Raw genomic sequence first — 10,344 nt, forward strand, 5'->3', positions numbered from 1 at the left:
GGAACATCTGTATGCAGCAGAGTCGGCAATCGCAACTTAAAGTCCTTATTGCGAAAGGCAAAGAACAAGGGTTTTTGACATTCGCTGAGGTAAATGATCACTTACCTCAGGAAATTGTTGATTCCGATCAAATAGAAGACATCATCCGCATGATTAATGACATGGGTATTCGCGTATTCGAAAGTGCGCCTGATGCCGATGATCTGATGATGGCGGAGAGTGCAGCCGACGAAGATGCCGCAGAAGAAGCAGCCCAGGCACTTGCTTCTGTCGATAGCGAAATCGGCAGAACAACGGATCCCGTTCGCATGTACATGCGCGAAATGGGTACCGTGGAACTACTGACCCGTGAGGGCGAAATTGATATCGCCAAGCGTATCGAAGAAGGTATTAACCAAGTTCAGTGTTCCGTTGCGGAATATCCCGAAGCGATAAACTTTTTGCTGGATCAGTGGGATTCGTACGAGGCGGAAGAACTGCGTTTAACCGATATTATTGTTGGTTTTATTGACCCTGACGAGGTTGATGAGGCGCCGGTTAGCGCGACCCACGTAGGCTCTGAGTTGTCTGAAGACGAGTTAGAGGAAGAAGACGACAAAGATGAAGACGATGAAGAGACTGATACCGGCATCGATCCAGAGTTTGCTCGTGCTAAATTTACCGAGCTGCGTGAACAGTACGAAGCAACCCGCCAAGCGATTATCGACAATGGGCGCGAACATGCAAAAGCACGCGCTGAAATAGAAAAACTTAGCGACCTGTTTAAACAGTTCCGTCTTGTGCCCAAGCAATTTGACCGCCTGGTAAAAGACATGCGCGACATGATGCATCGAGTGCGGGTGCAGGAACGCCTGGTGATGAAGGCCAGCGTTGAGCAAGGCGGAATGCCTAAACGCGCGTTTATGAAGGCGTTTTCAGGTAATGAGAACTCTATGGCCTGGGTCGATGAGCACATTGCTTCAGGGGAAAATTACGCTGACGGCCTTAAGGAAATCCGTGCTGACATTGAGCGCAGCGTCGGTAAATTACTCGAAGTTGAACGCGAAACCGGGTTGACGATTGCCAAGGTAAAAGACATCAATCGCCGCATGTCGATTGGCGAAGCGAAAGCACGTCGAGCCAAGAAAGAAATGGTCGAAGCCAACCTGCGTTTGGTTATCTCAATAGCCAAAAAGTACACCAACCGCGGATTGCAGTTCCTGGATCTGATCCAGGAAGGTAACATCGGCTTGATGAAAGCGGTAGATAAGTTTGAATACCGTCGTGGCTACAAATTCTCTACCTATGCGACCTGGTGGATACGGCAGGCGATTACGCGTTCGATTGCGGATCAGGCGCGGACCATTCGTATACCGGTGCATATGATCGAGACGATCAATAAATTAAACCGTATCTCACGCCAAATGTTGCAAGAAATGGGACGTGAGCCGTTACCGGAAGAGCTTGCTGAACGCATGATGATGCCGGAAGACAAAATTCGTAAAGTGCTTAAGATCGCAAAAGAACCGATCTCGATGGAAACGCCGATTGGCGATGACGAAGATTCGCATCTGGGCGACTTTATTGAAGATAACACGCTGGACCTACCGATTGATTCAGCCACCTCCGAAAGCCTGCGCAATTCGGTGCGTGAAGTACTCGGTGGTTTAACTGCGCGTGAAGCGAAAGTTTTGCGTATGCGTTTTGGTATTGATATGAATACCGACCATACATTGGAAGAAGTGGGTAAGCAGTTTGATGTAACTCGGGAACGAATTCGTCAAATTGAAGCCAAAGCATTACGTAAGCTTCGTCACCCTAGCCGTTCTGAACAGCTTAAGTCGTTCCTGGACGAGTAAAGATAAGGCTTACGTTATGAGGTCAGGTGCGTTAACCTGACCACGATTCGATTGCAATGTCAGGAGGCACTATGGGAAATAGCCGCAACAATTGGCCAAAACGGATTATTGATTCACACCTGCATATATACGATGAACAGTTTCCGTTGATTGAAAACCAAGGGCATATCCCAGAGCCTTTTTACATCGACGACTACCGCAAGTTAGTTACCGGCATGCCTGTCGAGGGCGGCGTTATCGTGTCGGGCTCGTTTCAGGGATTTGAGCAGCGTTACTTAAAAGCGGCGCTGGAAAATCTCGGTGATAACTTTGTCGGCGTAACTCAGTTACCCGGTAGTGTTAGCGATGAAAAAATTCAGCAGCTCAATGAACACCGTATTCGTGGTGTACGAGTCAACCTAAAGCGTGGTGTTCACCGCGACATCGAAGGTATTGTCGACTTTGGTAAACGTATTTGGGATCTGGCTGGCTGGCACCTGGAAATTTATGTCGACAGTCGAGAGCTGGATGACATGGTGCCAACTTTGTTGAAGCTACCTAAACTTAGCGTGGATCACCTGGGTATGGCAAAGTCAGGTTTGTCACAAGTCCGCCGGCTGGCAGAAGCTGGTGTGAAAATCAAAGCCAGTGGATTCGGACGTACCGAAGTTAATATTACCGACGCGATGAAGACCTTATACAAGGCTAATCCGGATTGCCTGATGTTTGGCACTGATTTACCGGGAACTCGCAGTAACCGGTCGTTTGAACCCAGTGACATCGATACCATGGTGGCAGCGCTTGATGACGAACAAGCCGTTGATAAAGTTTTCTATCAAAATGCGCGAGAGTTTTATAAGCTACCTTAGTTAGTTTATTCACGAGACAAGCGTGGTATTGGGTGTACTCACTTTCTAATCATTCCAAGTATAACCGCTGGATGGCGATAGCTTTTGTCGCCATTGCGGTTATTGGTTTTAGCTTTGCTTTGTCACAATCAGCACAGCAAACAGTCGATAATCGTCAACTGCACCTGTTTGAAACCTGTGGGGCAATACAGTCAGAGATTCAACAGCTTTTCCCCAATGAAGAAGAAACCCAGACCCGGGTTAATAACCCAGAACTGTTCCAACAACAGTTAACACGCGTCTTGTCCAGCCAAGAAGGAATTGAGGGCGGTCTGTGGCATTTAGACAGTGGCTTTTTTGGTTATACCTTCCCGTCCTATCGCGGTAGCGATATAAAAAGAGACACGCCGGAAACAGAGCGCACCTTGCTGGCTGCACTCTCATTGCGTGCTATTGAACAAGGCGGGCTGGTTGAATCGGTACAGCGGGACAATAATATGGCAGTTCTTGCGGTTGCCTGCCCGATAACGACCCATGAGGGACTCAGTGCGTGGTTAATACAGCGCAGTAGTTTGGTGCCGACGGCCAGCACCATTACTAATGTCATTTTGTTCGCATTACTCGCCATCGGCGGGGTTGTTATGTATTTGAAGTCGCTAGCGTTTGAGCGGCGTTGGTATCTAGAGCGTGACAAATTAGTAAAGCAGGGGGATGACGAGACCCAACCTGTGCCTGTCACGTCGAATATTAACGAAGTACAACCGCTGTTAATGCTGTTGTATCAGGCGCGTCAAAAGAATATAAATTTAGAACAAACAATTGCTGCGCTGGAGGCTAAGTTAGCACGTACTTCTGACCTTTCGGCTGTGGCGCGTATTGCAGCCTCATTCGCCAAAGAACTGAGCAAACGGCTGGAGCAAACAAAAAACAACTTCCTGGCGTTATCGACAGAACAACAGCGTATTGACCAACTGAACCATGTTGCCGCTGAACTGGACCGGATTAACACCTTAGTTGTGTGCTACGAGAACTTAGATTTGGCGGCACCAAGTTCGCAGGGCTACGAACGTGAAAATCTGGCCGACTGGCTGGATCATATTGCCAATTACCATCAAGACCACACGGCAAAAGATACCCAAACCATTACCGCGGTGTGCACAGAACAACTTGCGCTGCACAGCCATCTTTTACTAATACGGTTCGCGCTGGATACACTAATAGGCCACGCAGCCACCTTCGGCCCCGATCGCGGCGAGATATTGATAAAGGCTGGTAGCACCGATGATAAAACCATTACCGTTGAAGTCATCGATGAACATAACGGCTTATCCGCACAACAGGAACGGCGCGTATTCCGCGACGATGATGTTTTACCCGAAGCCTACGGCCAGGGGCTAAAACTGGTGCGCGACACGCTTGCGATCATTCACGCAACCGTGAGTTACGAATCTGATGGCGAAAACTCTCGATTTATCTTGCAGATACCCATGACAAGCGAGTAAAAAGTTCGTATAATTTGCGCCGCTTTATAGCAATCCTTCCGAATAAGGCCCCTTAGCTCAGTGGTCAGAGCAGTCGACTCATAATCGATTGGTCCGCAGTTCAAATCTGCGAGGGGCCACCACTCTTATCAATGACTTAGGTCATTTTGTGTTTTGCCGAATTCCGCTTGGGGTTACCTTAGGGTATACCTTAGCAATGGCCCTGTGTTTTACGCTGCACATGATTCAGATCGGCTCGCAGGCATGTTCTCAATAAAATACAGGATTGACGATAAACGCCAGTACTTTAAGCCACCGAGGGTACGGGCAGGCGGCACGAGGTTTGCTTGCTCGTAACGCCACCAGCTTGTTCTACTAACCGCCAGCATGTCCAGTACTTCGCAACTACGCAACATGCGCTCGGTTTGGTTATAACGTTTTAAAATCTCTGATCGATTTTCAGGGCTCGGTTCTTGGTACATCGTGTTTCTCCGTCGTTAAGATGAGCCCATTGTGTGTGAGTGACTTGCAAAAGTTAAGAAGTTAGAGAGGGGGTTTTGGTGGGCTCTAAAATTCGACTTTTAGGCCGGTTTTTTGCGTCAAAATATTATGATGTATTAGAAAAAAATGAGTATTTTAGCTAGCGGATGTTGGGATTCTTAAATAGAGTAGCCGCCGTCTTATTTACAGTAAAAAGCGACCGACTATGATTTTAAGTTTTGAAGTCACCCAGTCCAACGACTAGAAAGCACTTCCGCCTGTTTTAAAATCAACTCGACGGCTGCTGGTGCGCGGTCGGGTGGGTACTTGTATCGGCGCAAGGTTCTGCGTACAAGAATTCGAAGTTTTGCCCGGACACTTTCCCTGACTTGCCAGTCTACCGTGGTGGATTTTCGTAGTTTGTCCGTAATTTCGACGGCAATCTTCTTCAGTGTGTCGTCGCCCAGTTCGCGAACAGCGCTTTCGTTTTCGGCGAGGGCGTCGTAGAAGGCAATTTCATCGGGGTTTAGACCCAGGGCTTCGTCACGAGCCAGCTCTTCCTGAAATTGCTTGGCCATGGCGATGAGCTCTTCGATAACTTGAGCCGTTTCAATGCCGCGGTTGTTGTATTTTCGCAATGTCTCTTGCAGGCGCTCAGCGTACTTTTTCTCTTGTACCACGTTGTTACGTGTCTTGGCCTTAATATCGTCTTTAAGCAGCTTCTCAAGCAGCTCTACGGCAAAGTTTTTGTAAGGCATCTGCCGCACATCTTCCAAAAACTCCTCAGACAATAGACCGATGTTGGGCTTGTCCAGCCCGCACATGGCAAAGACATCGGACACACCTTCCGCTCGAACGGCATTGTCTAAAATCTGCTTCAACGCTGAGTTTTTTTCTTCCTGCGTGAGCTTTTTATCGACACTGGTGAACTTAGTAATGGCGGTTTTTACCGACGTCAAGAACGCCACTTCTTTTTGATATTTCTGCGCTTCGTCCAGCGTGCTGCACAATGAAAATGCCTTATTCATGGCTAGCACTGTGTCCAGAAAGCGTTTCTTGCCATCTTCCAGACTGAGTACATAGTTCGCCGTTGCCAGCAGCAATTGGTTTGGGTCGTCTTCGTAGCTCTTACCATTATGATTGGTGTAATCAAAACCGTCCGCGTTCGGACCTTTGGCAAACATGCCATGAATGACATCCAGCTTTTCCAGGAGCATTGCAAAAGCTTCCTCGGCGCTGTGTGTCGGTTGCCCTTTACCTTGCGAGTCGGTGTAGGTTTTAAGCGCTTGTTTCAGCTCGTTAGCAATACCGATGTAATCAACCACCAAGCCACCGGGTTTGTTCTTAAATACGCGGTTTACCCGTGCAATGGCCTGCATCAAGTTGTGCCCTTTCATTGGCTTATCGACGTACATTGTATGGCAACAAGGCGCATCGAATCCGGTCAGCCACATATCACGCACAATGACGAGTTTCAGCGGATCGTTAATGTCTTTAAAGCGCTTCTCCAGCCGCTTTTTGGTTTGCTTATTGTAGATGTGTGGCTGCAACAACGGCTTGTCTGACGCAGAGCCGGTCATGACGATTTTAATCGCGCCTTTTTCAGGGTCAGGGTCGTGCCAGTCAGGGCGTAACTTCACAATTTCGTTGTACAGATGCGCACAAATATCGCGGCTCATCGCCACAATCATGGCTTTGCCTTCAATGCTTTTTGCGCGGGTTTCGTAGTGGTTAATCAGATCTTCAGCTACTTGCGCCAAACGAGGGCCAGAGCCTACTAACTTTTCTAAGCGGCTCCATTCGCTTTTGGTTTTCTCTCGAGCGCCGACATCTTCTTCGTCTTCGACTACCTCATCGACCTGCTCGGAGAGCTCTTCGATAACATCCTGATTGATGTCCAACTTGGCAAGGCGTGATTCGTAATAAATGGGGACCGTAGCGCCGTCGTCCACCGCGTCCTGAATGTCATAAATAGACACATAGCTACCGAAAACGGCGCGGGTGTCTTTGTCTTCGCTGGCAATGGGTGTGCCGGTAAAGCCAATGAACGAGGCGTTGGGTAAGGCGTCGCGCATGTGCTTTGCGTAGCCAAACTTATATTTTCCGTCCTTTTTCAACGTGGCTTTTAAACCGTACTGGCTACGGTGTGCCTCGTCCGAAATCACTACAATGTTGTGGCGGTCGTTTAAAATGGGGTGGCCGTTTTCATCTTCCAGTAACGCGAACTTTTGTACCGTGGTGAAAATAATTCCGCCGGACTCGCGCTCGGCTAACAACTGTCGAAGTTTGTCCCGATTATCTGCCTGCACCGGCTCTTGTTTGAGCAGATCCTTAGCGGCACTGAAGGTTGCAAACAACTGACCGTCTAAGTCATTGCGGTCGGTAACGACAATCAACGTCGGGTTATTCATTTGCGGTTGTTGCAGTAATTTTCCGGCGTAACAACACATTGAAATGCTCTTGCCTGAGCCTTGTGTGTGCCAGACAACACCAGCTTTTTTGCTGCCAGGTACAACGTCATCCGCGTAGGTTGCGCGCTTCTCCGCAACTTCATCCAGGCTTTGCTGCGCTGCTGCAACAACGGTGGCACGAACGGCTTCGCGTACTGCATGAAATTGATGGTAACCCGCTATTTTCTTAATGAGGTTGTCAGCGTCGTTTTCAAAAATCACAAAATAGCGAATGTAATCTAACAACAGCTCACGTTTAAAAAAGCCGCGAACCATGGTTTCCATGCGCCATTCCAGCAAAGGCTTATCGTCTTCGTGGTTGACGGTGCGCCATGGCATAAAGCGCTCTTGATTAGCGGTTAACGAGCCGACTCTGGCATTGTAACCATCACTGATAACCAAGGCTTCGTTGTAGGCAAATAAGTCTGGGATCTCGTCTTTATAGGTTTGTATCTGGTTAAACGCGTCCCAAATACTGACGTTTTCGGCGCTCGGGCTTTTAAGCTCGATAACAGCGACCGGTAAGCCGTTAATAAAACAGATAATGTCCGGCCGACGCAGTTGCTTTGAACCTTCAATAGTAAATTGATTAATGGCTCGGAAGCGATTGGCTTCCAGGTCGCCAAAATCCATTAAAAACGCGCGGTCATGAATGACCTTATCCTGCTTTTTGTATTCAACCGGTACGCCGTCAATAAGCAACCGATGAAACTCACGGTTGTTAACAACACAGTCTAGGCTGTCGGGTTTGCGGACAACCGCAACAACTTGCTCGATGGCGCTGTCGGGTAGGTGCGGGTTAATGCGACGTAAAGCGGCTTCAAGATCAGCGAACAACAGAATTTGCTTATAATCGACCCGTTCCGGGTAGGGGCCGTCATGGGCAATATCAGGACCATGGGCAATTTCCCAGCCATCCTCGGCAAACCATTCCAGGCATTGTTGTTCTAACTGGTCTTCGGTCATTCCATTAGTCCTTTAATTGTACTTTGCCTAAATTACCTTAAAGTAATTGACAGGTAAAACATCTTGTTTATACTAACCCGTAATACGCCCGGCGCCTCTTCGCAACTTTGTTGTGTACGCGTCGGCTCTCATTTCAGGCCCCACACTGGCCAAGACTCCCAGTTATCAACCACCCCAAACTCGCTAATTTTTATTGCGTTATTTTCCGGTTCGGGGAAGCTTTCAACAATAGTGTCAAATCGCTTATTCCATGTCGAATTAGGACTTATTACTGCGAGTAATTTTTGCATAAGGCAAAAGTAGAAGAATGGGCGTGAGTTATTTATCTTTTGCCAATGTTCGTAATGAGGAACGGGAGCTCGCTCGAGAACGTTGATGTTCCAAAGCCTACTGTGGTGAGCGCAAACATTACGTATAAAGTTTAAACTTCTTAACCATTTACTAAAATCATGGCCACTGGGAGCACCATACTTCTCAGCTATTTTATCTTGATGCTGTACCTTCATGCCTGAGTAAAGCATCGACATCATGCCGAAGTCCCACACTTCAATAGCAACCCAAATTGGTATTCCTTCATAGTTCTTTTTGTAGTGTTCAATAAATGGCTCTCGTCTAGCTCGCCATATGGCTCTTTCGTACTTTTCTAACCAGACTTGGTGCTCCGTTTTACCTTTTGCAGGCCCTTTCTTTTTAGCCTGTTTACTAAAGCGGCCATGCAAGCATTTTGGGTTCTCATGCGCATAACAGTCTATTTCGCCTAGTAAGTGAGCAATGTCGACTCGTACTGCCATTTCTATTCGTTCTAAGGCATCTAGCGCATGAAGCCGGAGTCGCTTATCGAAAATATATAAATCAACAATATCCCGAAAGTGCGAGCCATTAATAAACTCATCATAACGGATAGGTATATCCAATTCTTGGTTGAAGTGCGTTGATATTTTGCGAAAGGGGTACCAATACCCACTTAGCCGGTAGTAACCCAGCTTTTCCAAGTAACTTCTTGCTATTTCAGGTTCATCAATTGTCATACCACGGTCGGTTAGCAATTCTAACTGCTGACCTAATGATATCCAGGGTTTTTGTTGCCGAGGCATATTAATTATCTCTTGAGTTCATTATATCCAATGACTGCTTCAACGCGCTTTTACTAACCATCCGGAATTTCCGGATGGTTGATTGCGAGTGTTCATAATTACCGAATGTCCTGATTATCTGCGGGGGACTTAGCCAATCGCTCCAGCAGAGTCAGCATAGCATCTTTTGGCCATAGCACCGTCTTTTGACCTTTTACTGAGCGTGGCGTGTCGGCGAGCCAGGCACCGGCGTTATAGCCGGTCATGTCGGCTATATTCAGCCGGTCGTAATAAAGCTGATGTTCAAACTCGTCTTTCATGCGGTTTAGCGTGCCCTGAACGGATCGGCTACAGTCACTATCGATTTGTAATGGGCGCAGGTATTTATCCGCAGTTTCAAGGTGAACCTCATTAGCGCCGCATTTAAGCAGGGTATTCATAAAGGTATCGACAAAGCGGTCGTTCAGCTCAGCGAAGTCCGGCTTAGTCAGCGCCGGCAACACCAGCGGGAAGCGTGTGCTGTCATGCGCCATTAATACGCAGTTTCTTCGTTGCAGCGTAACCAGGTGACCATGCCATCCGCTCAAAGGATTGATATCAAGGCTCGGCTTTTCATACAGCCACTTGCTCATTGGAGTGACCGGCAGTGCACCGTCGCTGGTGAGCGTTAGTTTGTCGAAGAGCTTGCGGGTGGGGTGGAGTTTTAGCATGTATTTTTTTGTTTCAACTCTTTGGGTAGAAAAGCGTCAATTTCGGCCTCGGCAAAAGTCATGTCTTCAAGCTTCTTTAATGCTTTTTGGGCCTTGGTATAAGCACGGTAATTGGTGATCGGGCTTCCAGTATATACAGCGTGTAACTTTTCAATTAGCTCATCTCGCCGACGTCGGATTTCATGTGCTGTGTCAGCATCCATTTTCAAGTCCGTTAATAGAGAGAGATAATTTTCACGAATTACCCATAAATCAGCTCCAGCTTGTCGATGTTTTTGGGCAATTTCCCCAAGGTCATAATCCTTGGTGTAAGAGTTCAGAACAAGTAGTATTGTAGATATAAAAACAGCGGCAAATGTACCGTAACTTTTGTATTCTGCTAGTACTGCATGTTTCGGATGAATCCGAACACTCATTTCGGTTCAATCCGATCACCCATTTCGGTTTAAACCGATCACCTGTTTCGGTTTTATCCGATCACTTTTAGCCTTTTTCCGAAATCACTGTTCGGATTGCCGA

At 47.6% G+C, this 10,344-nt stretch carries 8 protein-coding genes and 1 tRNA gene; 4 read left to right on the top strand and 5 right to left on the bottom strand.

What is annotated here, in order from left to right; translation table 11 throughout:
- Positions 1 to 11 precede the first annotated feature (11 nt).
- The 4 genes from rpoD (at position 12) to DEU29_RS08315 (ending at position 4,289) form a co-directional block, all read left to right on the top strand.
- Positions 12 to 1,838: an RNA polymerase sigma factor RpoD gene (gene rpoD, locus DEU29_RS08300; RefSeq protein WP_133539896.1), complete on the top strand. Its 1,827-nt coding sequence runs from the start codon at positions 12 to 14 to the stop codon at positions 1,836 to 1,838.
- Positions 1,839 to 1,909: 71 nt separating this feature from the next.
- Positions 1,910 to 2,686, top strand: a complete 777-nt coding sequence (locus tag DEU29_RS08305) for an amidohydrolase family protein (protein ID WP_133539897.1) — start codon at positions 1,910 to 1,912, stop codon at positions 2,684 to 2,686.
- A gap of 71 nt (positions 2,687 to 2,757) precedes the next feature.
- Positions 2,758 to 4,167: a hypothetical protein gene (locus tag DEU29_RS08310; protein ID WP_133539898.1), complete on the top strand. Its 1,410-nt coding sequence runs from the start codon at positions 2,758 to 2,760 to the stop codon at positions 4,165 to 4,167.
- Positions 4,168 to 4,213: 46 nt separating this feature from the next.
- A tRNA-Ile gene (locus DEU29_RS08315) sits at positions 4,214 to 4,289 on the top strand.
- A gap of 87 nt (positions 4,290 to 4,376) precedes the next feature.
- Here DEU29_RS08315 and DEU29_RS08320 read toward each other — a convergent pair.
- The 5 genes from DEU29_RS08320 to DEU29_RS08340 form a co-directional block, all read right to left on the bottom strand.
- Complete coding sequence (locus tag DEU29_RS08320; RefSeq protein ID WP_133539899.1) at positions 4,377 to 4,628, bottom strand: helix-turn-helix transcriptional regulator; 252 nt, start codon at positions 4,626 to 4,628, stop codon at positions 4,377 to 4,379.
- A 243-nt stretch (positions 4,629 to 4,871) separates the two neighbouring features.
- Positions 4,872 to 8,042, bottom strand: coding sequence for a type I restriction endonuclease subunit R (locus DEU29_RS08325; RefSeq protein ID WP_133539900.1), 3,171 nt, complete (start codon positions 8,040 to 8,042; stop codon positions 4,872 to 4,874).
- A 128-nt stretch (positions 8,043 to 8,170) separates the two neighbouring features.
- Positions 8,171 to 9,136, bottom strand: a complete 966-nt coding sequence (locus tag DEU29_RS08330; RefSeq protein ID WP_053954624.1) for an Abi family protein — start codon at positions 9,134 to 9,136, stop codon at positions 8,171 to 8,173.
- A 98-nt stretch (positions 9,137 to 9,234) separates the two neighbouring features.
- Positions 9,235 to 9,825, bottom strand: a complete 591-nt coding sequence (locus tag DEU29_RS08335) for a DUF6933 domain-containing protein (protein WP_133539901.1) — start codon at positions 9,823 to 9,825, stop codon at positions 9,235 to 9,237.
- Complete coding sequence (locus DEU29_RS08340) at positions 9,819 to 10,241, bottom strand: SLATT domain-containing protein (RefSeq protein ID WP_133539902.1); 423 nt, start codon at positions 10,239 to 10,241, stop codon at positions 9,819 to 9,821. The genes DEU29_RS08335 and DEU29_RS08340 overlap by 7 nt, the downstream gene beginning before the upstream one ends.
- Positions 10,242 to 10,344 lie beyond the last annotated feature (103 nt).

Origin of the sequence: Idiomarina aquatica, assembly GCF_004362895.1 — a bacterium.
Classification (GTDB): Bacteria; Pseudomonadota; Gammaproteobacteria; order Enterobacterales; family Alteromonadaceae; genus Idiomarina.